The following is a 15365-nucleotide window of genomic DNA, read 5'->3' as shown; positions in this document are numbered from 1 at the left end:
CTATTTACGCCTTTTATATGGGCGGCGCAATCCGCTTTTGGGGGCAGGCGTTCGCATTGTCATTAGTCAGCTAACTGTCTATACTCAGCGCCCGATCGCCAGGGGCCCTGGGCCCATATTCTGGAGGTCGGCACTCCCTTTGGTGAGGGGTACCTGATCAGTGCACTTCCCGACAACTTGCCCTGTTTGTTTGGGGCCTCAGTGTGAAAAAAAGCCGTGAATAGCCAACGACCTGTAAACCTAGATCTCAGGACCATCAAACTCCCCATCACTGCTTACACGTCCATCCTGCATCGTATCTCCGGCGTCATCCTCTTCTTCGGCATTGCCGTGCTGCTGTTCGCGCTCGACAAGTCGCTGAGCTCCGAGGAAGGCTTCGAGCAGGTTAAAGCGTGTCTGACCAGTCCGCTGGCCAAGCTGGTGATTTGGGGCCTCCTGTCCGCACTGCTTTACCACCTGGTCGCCGGTGTGCGCCACCTGGTAATGGATGCGGGCGTCGGCGAAACGCTCGAGGGCGGTAAGCTGGGCTCGAAAATCGTCATCGTAGTTTCTGCGGTGCTGATCGTGCTGCTGGGGGTGTGGGTATGGTAACCAACGTCACGAACTTCTCGCGTTCGGGCCTTTATGACTGGATGGCCCAGCGCGTTTCTGCGGTCGTTCTCGCGGCTTATTTCCTCTTCCTGCTGGGCTACCTGCTGTTCAATCCGGGTCTGACCTATGCCGACTGGCATGGTCTGTTCTCCCACACCGTGATGCGCATCTTCAGCCTGCTGGCCCTGGTCGCCCTGAGCGTCCACGCCTGGGTCGGCATGTGGACCATCTCCACCGACTACCTGACGCCCATGGCGCTGGGCAAGGCGGCGACTGTCGTGCGTTTCCTGTTCCAGGCGGTATGCGGCATGGCAATGTTCGCGTTCTTCGTCTGGGGCGTGCAGATTCTCTGGGGTGTGTGATCCATGGCTAGCATTCGTACTCTTTCTTTTGACGCCATCATCGTAGGTGGCGGCGGCGCCGGCATGCGCGCTGCACTGCAACTGGCCCAGGGTGGCCACAAGACCGCTGTGGTGACCAAGGTCTTCCCGACCCGTTCCCACACCGTATCCGCCCAGGGCGGCATCACCTGCGCCATCGCTTCGGCCGACCCGAACGACGATTGGCGCTGGCACATGTACGACACCGTCAAGGGCTCCGACTACATCGGTGACCAGGACGCCATCGAATACATGTGCTCCGTAGGTCCGGAAGCCGTGTTCGAACTGGAACACATGGGCCTGCCGTTCTCCCGTACCGAGCAGGGCCGTATCTACCAGCGTCCGTTCGGTGGCCAGTCCAAGGACTTCGGCAAGGGTGGCCAGGCTGCCCGTACCTGCGCCGCTGCCGACCGTACCGGTCACGCACTGCTGCACACCCTGTACCAGGCCAACCTGAAGAACGGCACCTCGTTCCTCAACGAGTGGTACGCCGTTGATCTGGTGAAGAACCAGGACGGCGCCGTGGTCGGCATCATCGCCATCTGCATCGAGACCGGCGAAACCGTATACATCCGTTCCAAGGCCGTGGTTCTGGCCACTGGCGGTGCTGGCCGTATCTACGCCTCTACCACCAACGCTCTGATCAACACCGGCGACGGGGTGGGCATGGCCCTGCGTGCTGGCGTGCCGGTGCAGGACATCGAAATGTGGCAGTTCCACCCGACCGGCATCGCCGGCGCTGGTGTACTGGTTACCGAAGGCTGCCGTGGTGAAGGTGGTTACCTGATCAACGCCCATGGCGAGCGCTTCATGGAGCGTTACGCTCCGAACGCCAAGGACCTGGCCGGTCGCGACGTTGTCGCCCGTTCCATGGTCAAGGAAGTGATCGCCGGCAACGGCGTGGGCCCGAACAAGGACCACGTACTGCTGAAGCTCGACCACCTCGGCGAGGAAGTCCTGCACAGCCGCCTGCCCGGCATCTGCGAGCTGTCCAAGACCTTCGCGCACGTCGATCCGGTCGTTGCTCCGATCCCGGTTATCCCGACCTGCCACTACATGATGGGTGGCGTTGCCACCAACATTCATGGCCAGGCCATCACCCAGGACGCCAACGGCAACGACACCATCATCGAAGGTCTGTTCGCCGTGGGCGAAGTGGCTTGCGTATCGGTTCACGGCGCCAACCGCCTGGGCGGCAACTCGCTGCTCGACCTGGTGGTATTCGGCCGTGCCGCTGGCCTGCACCTGGAGAAGGCGCTCAAGGAAGGTATCGAGGCGCGCGGCGCCAGCGAGACCGACATCGAGCAGTCCCTCAAGCGTCTGGCCGGCGTCAACGAGCGCACCAGCGGCGAAGAAGTCGCTCCGCTGAAGCGCGAGCTGCAGCAGTGCATGCAGAACTACTTCGGTGTATTCCGTACCGGCGAATACATGCAGAAGGGTATCGCCCAGCTGGCCGAGCTGCGTGACCGTATCGCCAACGTCAAGATCAACGACAAGTCCCAGGCCTTCAACACCGCGCGTATCGAAGCGCTGGAGCTGCAGAACCTGCTGGAAGTCGCTGAAGCTACCGCCATCGCCGCCGAAGTGCGCAAAGAGTCCCGTGGCGCTCACGCCCGCGAAGACTTCGAAGACCGCGACGACGAGAACTGGCTGTGCCACACCCTGTACTTCCCGGGTGAGAAGCGCGTTTCCAAGCGCGCCGTCAACTTCGCGCCGAAGACTGTTCCGGCGTTCGAACCCAAAGTACGTACTTATTAAGGGTGGCCGAGATGTCCAAGACTCTTACTGTCAGCGTCTATCGCTATAACCCGGAGAGCGACAGCGCTCCGACCATGCAGGACTTCCAGATCGATACCGACGGCAAGGACGTGATGGTCCTCGACGTACTGGCCCTGATCAAGGAACAGGACGAAGGTTTCTCCTACCGTCGCTCCTGCCGTGAAGGTGTCTGCGGTTCCGACGGCATGAACATCAACGGCAAGAACGGCCTGGCGTGCATCACTCCGCTGTCGGCCGCCGGCCTGAAGGGCGGCAAGCTGGTGATTCGTCCGCTGCCGGGTTTGCCGGTCATTCGTGACCTGGTCGTCGATATGAGCATCTTCTACAAGCAGTACGAGAAGGTGAAGCCCTTCCTGCAGAACGATACTCCGGCTCCGGCCATCGAGCGTCTGCAGTCCCCGGAAGATCGCGAAAAGCTGGACGGTCTGTACGAGTGCATCCTGTGCGCTTGCTGCTCGACTTCCTGCCCGTCCTTCTGGTGGAACCCGGACAAGTTCCTCGGTCCCGCTGCACTGCTGCAGGCCTATCGCTTCCTGGCCGATAGCCGTGACAACAAGACCGAAGAGCGACTGGCTGCGCTGGATGACCCGTTCAGCGTGTTCCGCTGCCGCGGCATCATGAACTGCGTGAACGTCTGCCCCAAGGGTCTGAACCCGACCAAGGCGATCGGCCACGTACGTAACATGCTGCTGCAAAGCGGTACCTGATTCGATTGCAGTACCCGTAACACCTGCGGTACCGGCCTGGTCGGTACCGCAGTAAAACCAGGAACGCAGCTCACAAAGCCGTGTCCCTTATTTGAAAAATATATAGATGACCAGCAGGGGCGACCGGGCTGGTGCCCGGACTATCTGCGGGATCCTTGGTGGCTTTACTGGAGTCGCTGTGCCAGGACTTCTTAGCCCTAGTGGTGTCCATGCCGATGGTGTCCCCTTATCGAGGGTGACAAAGCATGCAAGAAAGCGAAATGCAGCGCATGTGGAACAGTGCCCACCTATCCGGTGGTAACGCTGCATATGTGGAAGAGCTCTATGAGCTCTACCTGCACGATCCCAACGCTGTGCCCGAAGAGTGGCGCACCTACTTCCAGAAGCTGCCGACCGACGGCAATCTTGCTACCGACGTTTCGCACTCCACCATCCGGGATCATTTCGTCCTGCTCGCCAAGAATCAGCGTCGCGCCCAACCGGTGTCCGCTGGTGCAGTGAGCTCCGAGCACGAGAAGAAGCAGGTTGAAGTCCTGCGTCTGATCCAGGCATTCCGCATGCGCGGCCACCAGGCTTCCAAGCTCGACCCGCTTGGTCTGTGGCAGCGTCCGGCTCCGGCTGACCTGTCGATCCGCCACTACGGGCTGACCGACGCCGACCTCGATACCACCTTTCGCACTGGTGAGCTTTATATCGGCAAAGAAGAGGCTACTCTGCGCGAGATTCAGCAGACCCTCAACGAGACGTATTGCCGCACCATCGGTGCCGAGTTCACCCACATCGTCGATTCCGAGCAGCGCAAGTGGTTCCAGCAGCGCCTGGAAAGCGTGCGTGGCCGTCCTGCGTTCTCGCCGGAAGTCCAGAGCCACCTGCTGGAGCGCCTGACCGCTGCCGAAGGCCTGGAAAAGTACCTGGGCACCAAATACCCGGGCACCAAGCGTTTCGGCCTTGAAGGTGGCGAGAGTCTGATTCCGCTGCTGGACGAGATCATCCAGCGCTCCGGCTCCTACGGCCTGAAGGAAATTGTCATCGGCATGGCCCACCGCGGCCGTCTGAACGTCCTGGTCAACACCTTCGGCAAGAACCCGCGCGACCTGTTCGACGAGTTCGAAGGCAAGAAGGCCGAAGGCCTGTCTTCCGGTGACGTGAAGTACCACCAGGGCTTCTCCTCCAACGTCATGACCCCCGGCGGCGAAGTTCACCTGGCCCTGGCGTTCAACCCGTCCCACCTGGAAATCGTTTCCCCGGTGGTCGAGGGTTCCGTGCGCGCCCGCCAGGACCGTCGCCAGGACAAGTCCGGCGACAAGGTTCTGCCGATCTCCATCCACGGCGACGCGGCCTTCGCCGGTCAGGGCGTGGTAATGGAAACCTTCCAGATGTCGCAGACCCGTGGCTACAAGACGGGCGGCACCATCCACATCGTGATCAACAACCAGGTTGGTTTCACCACCAGCCGTCCGGAAGACTCGCGTTCTACCGAGTACTGCACCGACGTCGCCAAGATGATCCAGGCGCCGATCCTGCACGTTAACGGCGACGATCCGGAAGCCGTGCTGTTCGTCACCCAGCTGGCCGTCGACTACCGCATGCAGTTCAAGCGTGATGTGGTCATCGACCTGGTCTGCTACCGCCGTCGCGGCCACAACGAGGCCGACGAGCCGAGCGGCACCCAGCCGCTGATGTACCAGCAGATCGCCAAGCAGCGCACTACCCGTGAGCAGTACGCCGATGCCCTGAGCGCCGCCAATGTGCTCGACGTCGCCAGCATCCAGGCGAAGGTAGACGATTACCGTGCTGCCCTGGACAACGGCCAGCACGTGGTCAAGAGCCTGGTGAAGGAGCCCAACAAGGAGCTCTTCGTCGACTGGCGCCCCTACCTGGGCCATGCCTGGACCGCTCGTCACGACACCCGCTTCGATCTGAAGACCCTGCAGGAACTCTCCGCCAAGCTGCTGGAAATTCCGGAAGGCTTCGTGGTTCAGCGTCAGGTCGCCAAGATCCTCGAAGACCGCCAGAAGATGGGCGCCGGTGCGATGCCGATCAACTGGGGCTACGCCGAGACCATGGCCTACGCCACCCTGCTGTTCGAAGGCCACCCGGTACGTATCACCGGTCAGGACGTGGGCCGCGGTACCTTCTCGCACCGCCATGCGGCGCTGCACAGCCAGAAGGACGCCAGCACCTACCTGCCGTTGCAGCACCTGTTCGCCGACCAGCCGAAGTTCGAGCTATATGACTCCTACCTGTCGGAAGAGGCGGTACTGGCGTTCGAATACGGCTACTCCACCACCACGCCCAACGCGCTGGTGATCTGGGAGGCCCAGTTCGGCGATTTCGCCAACGGCGCCCAGGTGGTGATCGACCAGTTCATCACCAGCGGTGAGCACAAGTGGGGTCGTCTGTGCGGCCTGACCATGCTGCTGCCCCACGGCTATGAAGGCCAGGGGCCGGAGCACTCCTCCGCTCGTCTGGAGCGTTACCTGCAGCTGTGCGCCGAGCACAACATCCAGGTCTGCGTACCGACCACTCCGGCCCAGGTCTACCACATGCTGCGTCGCCAGGTGATCCGTCCGCTGCGCAAGCCGCTGGTGGCCCTGACTCCGAAATCCCTGCTGCGCCACAAGCTGGCCATCTCGACCCTGGAAGATCTGGCCGAAGGCTCCTTCCAGACCGTCATCGGCGAAATCGATGCGATCGATCCGAAGAAGGTGGACCGCATGGTCCTGTGCAGCGGCAAGGTCTACTACGACCTGCTGGAAAAACGCCGTGCCGAAGGTCGCGAAGACATCGCCATCGTGCGTATTGAACAGCTCTATCCGTTCCCCGAGGACGATCTGGCCGAGGTTCTGGCTCCGTACAAGAACCTCAAGCACATCGTCTGGTGCCAGGAAGAGCCGATGAACCAGGGCGCCTGGTACTGCAGCCAGCACCACATGCGTCGCGTCGCGGCAGCCCACAAGAAGGGCCTGTTCCTCGAGTACGCCGGTCGTGAAGGCTCTGCGGCCCCGGCCTGCGGCTACGCCTCCATGCACGCTGAGCAGCAGGAAAAACTGCTGCAAGACGCCTTTACTGTTTAACGCCTTCGCGCTGAAGAAACCGAATTAGATAGGAACCCTGAACAATGGCTATCGAGATCAAAGCCCCCACTTTCCCGGAATCGGTTGCCGACGGCACCGTGGCTACCTGGCACAAGAAGCCGGGCGAGGCGGTCAAGCGCGACGAGCTGATTGTCGACATCGAAACCGACAAAGTGGTCATGGAAGTCCTGGCGGAAGCCGACGGCGTCCTGGCTGAAATCGTCAAGAACGAGGGCGACACCGTCCTCAGCGGCGAACTGCTCGGCAAACTGAACGCTGGTGCCGCGGCCGCTACTCCTGCCGCTGCTGCCCCGGCTGCCGCTCCGGCCCAGGCCGCTGCTCCGGCCGCTGCGGCTGCCGACGACGCGATCCTCTCTCCGGCAGCCCGCAAGCTGGCCGAAGAGAATGGCATCGACCCGAACAGCATCGCTGGTACCGGCAAGGGCGGTCGCGTGACCAAGGAAGACGTGGTTGCTGCCGTTGAGGCCAAGAAGAACGCCCCGGCTGCCGCCCCGGCCGCTGCCAAGCCGGCTGCCCCGGCTGGCGAGGCTCCGATCTTCGGCGCCGGTGATCGCATCGAGAAGCGCGTCCCGATGACCCGCCTGCGTGCCAAGGTCGCCGAGCGCCTGGTCGAAGCCCAGTCCACCATGGCCATGCTGACTACCTACAACGAAGTCAACATGAAGCCGATCATGGACCTGCGTGCCAAGTACAAGGACCTGTTCGAGAAGAAGCACAACGGCGTTCGCCTGGGCTTCATGTCCTTCTTCGTGAAGGCCGCCACCGAAGCCCTGAAGCGCTTCCCGGGCGTCAATGCCTCCATCGACGGCAACGACATCGTCTACCACGGTTACCAGGACATCGGCGTTGCCGTATCCAGCGACCGTGGCTTGGTTGTACCGGTGCTGCGTAACGCCGAATTCATGAGCCTGGCTGAAATCGAAGGCGGCATCGCCAACTTCGGCAAGAAGGCCCGTGAAGGCAAGCTGACCATCGAAGAGATGACCGGTGGCACCTTCACCATCTCCAACGGTGGCGTGTTCGGTTCGCTGCTCTCCAGCCCGATCGTCAACCCGCCGCAAACCGCCATCCTCGGTATGCACAAGATCCAGGAGCGCCCGATGGCCGTGAATGGCCAGGTTGTGATCCTGCCGATGATGTATCTGGCGCTGTCCTACGACCACCGCCTGATCGATGGCAAGGAAGCTGTAAGCTTCCTGGTGACCATCAAGGACCTGCTGGAAGACCCGGCTCGTCTGCTGCTCGACGTCTGATCGGCAGTCTCTCTTAACGGCGGCCCCCCTTGCAGGGGCCGTCCGGTTTCATACGAGAAGGAATGAGTTATGACCCAGAAATTCGACGTGGTAGTGATTGGTGCGGGCCCCGGTGGCTATGTCGCCGCCATCAAGGCTGCTCAGCTCGGCCTGAAGACCGCCTGCATCGAGAAGTACCAGGGCAAGGACGGCAAGACCGCATTGGGCGGCACCTGCTTGAACGTCGGTTGCATTCCGTCGAAGGCGCTGCTGGACAGCTCCTACAAGTACCATGAGGCCCACGAGGCCTTCAAAGTCCACGGCATCGATGCCAAGGGCGTTTCCATCGACGTTCCCACCATGGTCGGCCGCAAGGACACCATCGTGAAGAACCTGACCGGCGGCGTGGCTACCCTGTTCAAGGCCAACGGCGTGACCCTGCTGGAAGGCCACGGCAAGCTGCTGGCCAACAAGCAGGTCGAAGTGACCGGTTCCGATGGCAAGGTACAGATCGTCGAAGCCGAGAACGTGATCCTGGCTTCCGGTTCCAAGCCGGTAGACATCCCGCCGGCTCCGGTGGACCAGGACGTGATCGTCGACTCCACCGGCGCCCTGGACTTCCAGGCCGTGCCGAAGAAGCTGGGCGTGATCGGTGCCGGTGTGATCGGTCTGGAACTGGGCTCCGTCTGGGCCCGCCTGGGTGCCGAAGTGACCGTCATCGAAGCTCTGGACAAGTTCCTCCCGGCCGCTGACGAACAGGTTTCCAAGGAAGCCCTGAAGATCCTGACCAAGCAGGGCCTGAACATTCGCCTGGGCGCCCGTGTGACCGGCTCCGAAGTGAAGAAGAAGCAGGTTACCGTCAACTTCACCGACGCCCAGGGCGAGCAGAAGCTGACCTTCGACAAGCTGATCGTGGCCGTGGGCCGTCGCCCGGTGACCACCGACCTGCTGGCTGCCGATAGCGGCGTGACCCTGGACGAGCGTGGCTTCATCTTCGTCGACGACTATTGCGCCACCAGCGTTCCTGGCGTGTACGCCATCGGTGACGTGGTACGTGGTGCGATGCTGGCCCACAAGGCGTCGGAAGAGGGCATCATGGTCGCCGAGCGCATCGCCGGCCACAAAGCCCAGATGAACTACGACCTCATTCCTTCGGTCATCTATACCCACCCGGAAATCGCGTGGGTCGGCAAGACCGAGCAGGCCCTGAAGGCCGAGGGCGTTGAAATCAACGTCGGTACCTTCCCGTTCGCTGCCAGCGGCCGTGCCATGGCTGCCAACGACACCGCCGGTTTCGTCAAGGTCATCGCCGATGCCAAGACCGACCGCGTACTGGGCGTCCATGTGATCGGCCCGAGCGCCGCCGAACTGGTGCAGCAAGGTGCCATCGGCATGGAATTCGGCACCAGCGCCGAAGACCTGGGCATGATGGTCTTCTCGCACCCGACCCTGTCCGAAGCGCTGCACGAAGCGGCCCTCGCTGTGAATGGCCACGCCATCCACATCGCCAACCGCAAGAAGCGCTGAGCAACACCCCCTGCACAGATCGCGCGCGTGGCCTGTGCAGGGTCCGGAACCACGGCGGGCAGCCCGTCGTGAGTCCTGGCCGGATGGCGGGGGCTCACCGCGGAACGCCCGCCGGACTGCCTTCATGGGCAGTCACAGGTGGCGCGGCACCACGAATGCAGCGTCGAATGCGCAATACCTAAACGAAGACGGTAGACAAGCATGAATCTCCACGAGTATCAGGGTAAGCAGCTGTTCGCTGAATACGGCCTGCCCGTATCCAAGGGCTTTGCCGTAGACACCCCGGAAGAAGCCGCAGAAGCCTGCGAAAAAATCGGTGGTAGCGAATGGGTCGTGAAAGCCCAGGTCCACGCTGGCGGCCGCGGTAAAGCGGGCGGCGTGAAGCTGGTCAAAAGCAAGGAAGAGGCCAAGGCCTTCGCCGCCAACTGGCTGGGCAAGCGCCTGGTGACCTATCAGACTGACGCCAACGGTCAGCCGGTCAGCAAAATCCTGGTCGAATCCTGCACCGACATCGCCAAGGAACTGTACCTGGGCGCCGTGGTAGATCGTTCCAGCCGCCGCATCGTGTTCATGGCTTCCACCGAAGGTGGCGTGGACATCGAGAAAGTTGCTCACGACACTCCCGAGAAGATCCTCAAGGCCACCATCGACCCGCTGGTCGGCGCTCAGCCCTTCCAGGGCCGCGAGCTGGCTTTCCAGCTGGGTCTGCAGGGTGATCAGATCAAGCAGTTCACCCACATCTTCGTGAACCTGGCCAAGCTGTTCCAGGACTACGACCTGGCCCTGCTGGAAGTGAACCCGCTGGTCATCAAGGCCGACGGCAACCTGCACTGCCTGGACGCCAAGATCAATATCGACAGCAACGCCCTGTACCGTCAGCCCAAGCTGCGCGCCATGCACGACCCGTCCCAGGACGACGCCCGTGAAGCCCATGCGCAGAAGTGGGAACTGAACTACGTGGCCCTGGAAGGCAACATCGGCTGCATGGTCAACGGTGCCGGCCTGGCCATGGGTACCATGGACATCGTCAACCTCCACGGCGGCAAGCCGGCCAACTTCCTCGACGTTGGCGGCGGTGCAACCAAGGAGCGCGTAACCGAAGCGTTCAAGATCATCCTGTCCGACAGCAACGTCGCTGCCGTACTGGTGAACATCTTCGGCGGCATCGTTCGCTGCGACATGATTGCCGAAGGCATCATCGGCGCTGTGAAGGAAGTTGGCGTGAAGATCCCGGTGGTCGTCCGTCTGGAAGGCAACAACGCTGACCTCGGCGCCAAGGTACTGGCCGAGAGCGGTCTGAACATCATCGCGGCGACCAGCCTGACCGACGCTGCACAGCAAGTCGTCAAGGCCGCGGAGGGCAAGTAATGAGCGTCCTGATCAACAAAGACACCAAAGTCATCTGCCAGGGCTTCACCGGTAGCCAAGGCACTTTCCACTCTGAGCAGGCCATCGCCTACGGCACCAAGATGGTTGGCGGCGTGACCCCCGGCAAGGGCGGCACCACCCACCTGGGCCTGCCGGTGTTCAACACCGTCAAGGAAGCTGTGGAAGCCACCGGCGCCGACGCTTCGGTGATCTACGTTCCGGCTCCGTTCTGCAAGGACTCGATCCTGGAAGCTGCCTTCGGCGGCATCAAGCTGATCGTCTGCATCACCGAAGGCATCCCGACCATTGACATGCTGGAAGCCAAGGTCAAGTGCGACGAGCTGGGCGTACGCCTGATCGGCCCGAACTGCCCGGGCGTGATCACTCCCGGCGAGTGCAAGATCGGCATCATGCCGGGTCACATCCACCTGCCGGGCAAGGTAGGCATCGTGTCGCGTTCCGGCACCCTGACCTATGAAGCCGTGAAGCAGACCACCGACGCCGGCTTCGGCCAGTCCACCTGCGTGGGCATCGGTGGTGACCCGATCCCGGGCTCCAACTTCATCGACATCCTGAAGCTGTTCCAGGAAGACCCGGCGACCGAAGCCATCGTGATGATCGGCGAGATCGGCGGTTCCGCTGAAGAAGAAGCTGCTGCCTACATCAAGGCCAACGTGACCAAGCCGGTGGTTTCCTACATCGCTGGTGTAACCGCACCGCCCGGCAAGCGCATGGGCCACGCTGGCGCCATCATCTCCGGTGGCAAAGGCACCGCGGACGAGAAGTTCGCTGCCCTGCAGGACGCTGGTGTGAAAACCGTGCGTTCGCTGGCCGACATCGGCAAGGCCCTGGCCGAGCTGACCGGCTGGGAAGTCAAGAACGCCTAAGGCGACTTGATTCCTGCGACAAAGGCCACCCTTCGGGGTGGCCTTTGTCGTTTTGGGTACAACTCTCTTGCCTGAAAGTGCAACCGCCTGTCGGCCAAGCGACAGAAACGGTTGCTACGCCGACAACCTGATCCACGTCGGACGCTTCCCCCGGTAAAATCGGCAGGGTAGCAACCATGCCGCTCACCATGCCCCACAAGGGCGAAGGTCGGGCACTTGAGATCAATCCCAAACGGATGGATGACGTTTCCCCCGACCTCAAAGGGAAACCCTTCGGAACAATGAAATTCTGCCTGTGGTATCTCCCCTCATGACTCGATTGAAAAGCTCGGACCTCCTGGCCCTTGGCTTTATGACCTTTGCGCTGTTCCTCGGCGCTGGCAATATCATCTTTCCGCCCAGCGCCGGCCTGGCTGCGGGCGATAACGTCTGGCGCGCCGCGCTGGGCTTCCTGCTGACCGGTGTCGGCCTGCCGTTACTCACGGTGGTCGCCCTGGCCCGAGTCGGCGGTGGCATGGATCGTCTTACCGCGCCTATCGGCAAGCGCGCCGGCGCGCTGCTGGCGGTTGCGGTTTACCTGGCCATCGGCCCGCTGTTCGCCACTCCGCGTACCGCCGTGGTGTCGTTCGAAATGGGGGTTGCGCCCTTTTCCGGTGAAAGCGGCATGGCACTGTTCCTTTACAGTGCGGCCTATTTTGCGGCGGTGCTGTTCCTCGCCCTGAACCCGGGCAAGCTGGTGGACAGCATTGGCAAGTTCATCACCCCCGTACTTATCGCGGCCCTGCTGGTGCTGGGGGGCGCAGCGCTGCTGGCGCCTGCCGGCGAGATCGGCAATGCGTCGACCGAATACCAGGCTGCGCCCCTGGTGGAAGGTTTCCTTCAGGGTTACCTCACCATGGATACGCTGGGTGCGCTGGTCTTCGGCATCGTGATCGCCACCGCGATTCGCGATCATGGCGTGACCGACGACGCCTCGGTGACCCGCTACTCGATGATCGCAGGCACCATTGCCGCCGTTGGCCTGTCCCTGGTCTACCTCGCGCTGTTCTATCTCGGCGCCACCAGCCAGGGCATTGCCGGCGAAGCGCAGAACGGCGTGCAGATTCTCACCGCCTATGTGCAGCACACCTTCGGTACCGCCGGCAGCCTTCTGCTCGCCGTGGTCATCACCCTGGCATGCCTGACCACCGCGGTCGGTCTGATCACCGCCTGCGGCGAGTTCTTCAGCAAGCTGCTGCCGGTCTCCTATCGCAGCGTGGTCATCGCGTTCGGCCTCTTCAGCCTGCTGGTGGCCAACCAGGGCCTGACCCAACTGATCAGCCTTTCGGTGCCGGTGCTGGTCGGTCTTTACCCGCTGGCCATCGTCCTGGTCGCGCTCAGCCTGCTGGACAAGCTCTGGGTTGATCCGCGTCTTGTGTTCATTCCCACCATGGCGGTGGCCCTGGTGTTCGGCCTGGCCGACGGTATCGTCGCTGCCGGTTTCAAGGACCTGGTGCCGACGTTGTTCGGCCAGATGCCATTGGCTCACCAGAGCCTGGGCTGGCTGCTACCGGTGCTGGTAGTGCTGGTGGTCTCGGCACTGGCCGACCGTCTCATGGCGGGCAGGGCCGCAACTTCGGCCTGATCGCGTCCGGGTTCAGGAAAGGCCGCCTGATGGCGTAATGCAGTTCACATAAGCATTTGAGGCCTGGTGGGATGCTCCGAATACCTGATGCCATTCAACTGGCATCGGGTTTTTCATGGGCCATTGAGCTCACATGAGGGAGCAAATAGCCGAAATCGGTCCTCGAAGGCTGGAAAGCAGATCAAGAAAAACGCCGCGCCCCAATAGGAGTCGCGGCGTTTTTTCTTGAATGAACAGCATTACGCCTTCGGGCGGCCTTTTTCATGGCTTTGTCCCGTGGGCGATTCCATGTCAAATAGTGCGTAGGGTGGATGGCGCTTTTCACATTCACCACCGCAGCCCGGTTCTGCGCCGATGGTGGGTCGGTGAAGCGTGACCCACCCTACGGAATGCTCGCGCCCACGGTGGGGGCGAATTCATTTGCGATTGAAATCGCCCACAGGCAAATCGTGGCCTGGGTGAAATCCGGGAGTGGCGGTGGGACTTTCCCCGGATTTCATCCAGGCTACGGAACAGAAAGCTGTAACCCTGTTTCAGGACTGGACACTTGAACGGCGCCAAGGGGAAGCGCGCCGTGCTCTTCGAGACCCTATGCGCCCTACAGGGGCGTGCTCTCAAGCCGCTATAATCGGCTGCGTTCTTACAAGGAATTCGCATGTCGATCATTCTGCGCAACTGGCCCCACCTGGTGGCTATCTTCTGGTTCATCATCTGCTGGGTGGGCTACACCCGCTACGCCATCTGGAAGGGCAGGGATACCGCCTGCCTGGCGTCCGTCCTGCACCTCTATCGCGAGGACTGGATGCGTCGCCTGTTGCTGCGCGACAACCGTATCGCCGACGCCAGCGTGATCGGCAATCTGGAGCGCAATGCCTCCTTCTTCGCGTCCAGCACCTTGATCATCCTGGCCGGCATCCTCACTGTCCTCGGTTCGACGGACCGAGCGGTGTCGGTACTGGCCGACCTGCCATTGGTGCAACCCGCCAGCCGCGGCATTTCCGAACTCAAGCTGCTGGGGCTGGCACTGGTCTTCGTCTACGCCTTCTTCACCTTCAGCTGGTGCATGCGCCAGTACAATTTTGCCGCCATCCTGGTGGGGTCTGCGCCGATGATCGGCGAGAAGCATGTCAGCGAGCAGGAGAGGAAAGCCTTCGCCGAGCGCACCGCGCGGGTGATTTCGCTTGCGGCCAACCAGTTCAACTTCGGCCTGCGCAGCTACTACTTCGGTCTGGCCATGCTGGCCTGGTTCATCAACCCCTGGTTCTTCATGCTCGTCACCGCCGGGGTGGTGCTGGTGCTCTATCGCCGCGAGTTCCACTCAGATGTACTGGATGTAATGGTCTACACCCCGACCCAGGCGCTGGAAGTGCCCAAGGAGAAAGTCGAATGAGTATCCCGTTCTGGTGCCTGTTCTTCACTGCTCTGCTCATCTACCTGGCCAAGGTGCCGGTGGCCAAGGCCATGCGCGAGGAGGGGGGCGGATACGACAACCGCAATCCCCGTGCGCAGCAGGCGCGGCTGACCGGCTTCGGCGCGCGGGCGGTGGCGGCGCATCAGAACACCCTGGAGATATTCCCGTTGTTCGCGGCAGGTGTACTTATGGCCCATGTCACCCAGAGCCAGGGCTTGCTCGTCGACCTGCTGGCAATCGTCTTCATCCTGTCGCGGGTGCTCTACCTGTTCCTCTACTGGAACGACAAGGCCAGCCTGCGCAGTCTGGTCTGGGTCGTCAGCCTGGTCTGCTGCCTGTTGCTGATGCTCAGCCCCGCGCTCTGAACTCCCGGAAACGACAAGGCCCGCAATGTGCGGGCCTTGTCGTTACTGCTGCCGGAGGCTTACTGGCTCTGCTCCTCGGACGGGGCGGTGTCCGGGGCGGCCGGCGCTTCGGGGGCGCTCGGAGCCGGGGCGGTTTCCGGAGCCGGAGTCGGGGCCGGAGCGCTCGGCTGGGATTCCGTCGCCGGCGCTACCGGTGCCTGAGCCTCTTCCTTCTTGTCGCAGGCGGCGAGACCAAGGCTGGCGGCCAGGAGCAGAGCGAGAGACAGGGTTTTTTTCATTTGAGCCTCCATGTGTGGCTTTCCTCGTAGATAGCCGTTGGAGTTTGTGAACTGAATCTAAGTTCAACCTCTATTTAAAAAAGCCGCTTCCAACACTTGTCGACAATTGCCGCTCGCT

Annotated in this window: 13 protein-coding genes; 12 read left to right on the top strand and 1 reads right to left on the bottom strand. The window is 62.0% G+C overall.

Annotation, left to right across the window (positions count from 1 at the left end):
* Positions 1 to 216 precede the first annotated feature (216 nt).
* The 12 genes from sdhC (at position 217) to ACFW0B_RS11495 (ending at position 14969) form a co-directional block, all read left to right on the top strand.
* Positions 217 to 591 (top strand): succinate dehydrogenase, cytochrome b556 subunit, encoded by a 375-nt coding sequence (sdhC, locus tag ACFW0B_RS11550; RefSeq protein WP_044875204.1) that lies wholly within the window; start codon positions 217 to 219, stop codon positions 589 to 591.
* A complete protein-coding gene (gene sdhD, locus ACFW0B_RS11545; protein WP_449148172.1) occupies positions 585 to 953 on the top strand; it encodes a succinate dehydrogenase, hydrophobic membrane anchor protein in 369 nt (122 codons plus the stop codon). Before sdhC ends, sdhD begins: the two co-directional genes overlap by 7 nt.
* A gap of 3 nt (positions 954 to 956) precedes the next feature.
* A complete protein-coding gene (gene sdhA / locus ACFW0B_RS11540; protein WP_449148170.1) occupies positions 957 to 2729 on the top strand; it encodes a succinate dehydrogenase flavoprotein subunit in 1773 nt (590 codons plus the stop codon).
* 11 nt (positions 2730 to 2740) lie between these two features.
* The gene (locus ACFW0B_RS11535; RefSeq protein WP_151133055.1) at positions 2741 to 3457 is read left to right on the top strand and encodes a succinate dehydrogenase iron-sulfur subunit; all 717 of its coding nucleotides are present in this window, start codon (positions 2741 to 2743) and stop codon (positions 3455 to 3457) included.
* A gap of 245 nt (positions 3458 to 3702) precedes the next feature.
* The gene (locus tag ACFW0B_RS11530) at positions 3703 to 6534 is read left to right on the top strand and encodes a 2-oxoglutarate dehydrogenase E1 component (RefSeq protein WP_449148168.1); all 2832 of its coding nucleotides are present in this window, start codon (positions 3703 to 3705) and stop codon (positions 6532 to 6534) included.
* A gap of 44 nt (positions 6535 to 6578) precedes the next feature.
* Positions 6579 to 7808, top strand: coding sequence for a 2-oxoglutarate dehydrogenase complex dihydrolipoyllysine-residue succinyltransferase (odhB, locus tag ACFW0B_RS11525; protein ID WP_449148166.1), 1230 nt, complete (start codon positions 6579 to 6581; stop codon positions 7806 to 7808).
* A 69-nt stretch (positions 7809 to 7877) separates the two neighbouring features.
* Positions 7878 to 9314: a dihydrolipoyl dehydrogenase gene (gene lpdA / locus ACFW0B_RS11520; RefSeq protein ID WP_449148164.1), complete on the top strand. Its 1437-nt coding sequence runs from the start codon at positions 7878 to 7880 to the stop codon at positions 9312 to 9314.
* Between the two features lie 201 nt (positions 9315 to 9515).
* Positions 9516 to 10682 (top strand): ADP-forming succinate--CoA ligase subunit beta, encoded by a 1167-nt coding sequence (sucC, locus tag ACFW0B_RS11515; RefSeq protein WP_449148162.1) that lies wholly within the window; start codon positions 9516 to 9518, stop codon positions 10680 to 10682.
* Positions 10682 to 11569 carry a succinate--CoA ligase subunit alpha gene (gene sucD, locus ACFW0B_RS11510; protein WP_449148160.1) on the top strand — a complete coding sequence of 296 codons (888 nt, stop codon included), beginning with the start codon at positions 10682 to 10684 and terminating at the stop codon, positions 11567 to 11569. The genes sucC and sucD overlap by 1 nt, the downstream gene beginning before the upstream one ends.
* A 310-nt stretch (positions 11570 to 11879) precedes the next feature.
* Positions 11880 to 13193 (top strand): branched-chain amino acid transport system II carrier protein, encoded by a 1314-nt coding sequence (brnQ, locus tag ACFW0B_RS11505; RefSeq protein ID WP_449148158.1) that lies wholly within the window; start codon positions 11880 to 11882, stop codon positions 13191 to 13193.
* Between the two features lie 655 nt (positions 13194 to 13848).
* Positions 13849 to 14583, top strand: a complete 735-nt coding sequence (locus ACFW0B_RS11500) for a DUF599 domain-containing protein (RefSeq protein WP_449148156.1) — start codon at positions 13849 to 13851, stop codon at positions 14581 to 14583.
* The gene (locus ACFW0B_RS11495) at positions 14580 to 14969 is read left to right on the top strand and encodes an MAPEG family protein (protein ID WP_449148154.1); all 390 of its coding nucleotides are present in this window, start codon (positions 14580 to 14582) and stop codon (positions 14967 to 14969) included. Before ACFW0B_RS11500 ends, ACFW0B_RS11495 begins: the two co-directional genes overlap by 4 nt.
* Before the next feature lie 59 nt (positions 14970 to 15028).
* Here the strand turns inward: ACFW0B_RS11495 and ACFW0B_RS11490 are convergent, their stop codons facing one another.
* Positions 15029 to 15247 (bottom strand): hypothetical protein, encoded by a 219-nt coding sequence (locus ACFW0B_RS11490; protein WP_449148152.1) that lies wholly within the window; start codon positions 15245 to 15247, stop codon positions 15029 to 15031.
* Positions 15248 to 15365 lie beyond the last annotated feature (118 nt).

Origin of the sequence: Metapseudomonas phytobenefica, from assembly GCF_043392685.1 — a bacterium.
Taxonomy (GTDB): Bacteria; Pseudomonadota; Gammaproteobacteria; order Pseudomonadales; family Pseudomonadaceae; genus Metapseudomonas.
The sequence above is the reverse complement of the archived record's forward strand: the minus strand, read 5'-3'. Positions and strand labels throughout refer to the sequence as shown.

Coding starts and splice junctions, on each gene's coding strand:
- sdhD (WP_449148172.1), top strand. CDS start 585: ATGGTAACCAACGTCACGAACTTCTCGCGTTCGGGCCTTTATGACTGG.
- sdhA (WP_449148170.1), top strand. CDS start 957: ATGGCTAGCATTCGTACTCTTTCTTTTGACGCCATCATCGTAGGTGGC.
- ACFW0B_RS11535 (WP_151133055.1), top strand. CDS start 2,741: ATGTCCAAGACTCTTACTGTCAGCGTCTATCGCTATAACCCGGAGAGC.
- ACFW0B_RS11530 (WP_449148168.1), top strand. CDS start 3,703: ATGCAAGAAAGCGAAATGCAGCGCATGTGGAACAGTGCCCACCTATCC.
- odhB (WP_449148166.1), top strand. CDS start 6,579: ATGGCTATCGAGATCAAAGCCCCCACTTTCCCGGAATCGGTTGCCGAC.
- lpdA (WP_449148164.1), top strand. CDS start 7,878: ATGACCCAGAAATTCGACGTGGTAGTGATTGGTGCGGGCCCCGGTGGC.
- sucC (WP_449148162.1), top strand. CDS start 9,516: ATGAATCTCCACGAGTATCAGGGTAAGCAGCTGTTCGCTGAATACGGC.
- sucD (WP_449148160.1), top strand. CDS start 10,682: ATGAGCGTCCTGATCAACAAAGACACCAAAGTCATCTGCCAGGGCTTC.
- brnQ (WP_449148158.1), top strand. CDS start 11,880: ATGACTCGATTGAAAAGCTCGGACCTCCTGGCCCTTGGCTTTATGACC.
- ACFW0B_RS11500 (WP_449148156.1), top strand. CDS start 13,849: ATGTCGATCATTCTGCGCAACTGGCCCCACCTGGTGGCTATCTTCTGG.
- ACFW0B_RS11495 (WP_449148154.1), top strand. CDS start 14,580: ATGAGTATCCCGTTCTGGTGCCTGTTCTTCACTGCTCTGCTCATCTAC.
- ACFW0B_RS11490 (WP_449148152.1), bottom strand. CDS start 15,247: ATGAAAAAAACCCTGTCTCTCGCTCTGCTCCTGGCCGCCAGCCTTGGT.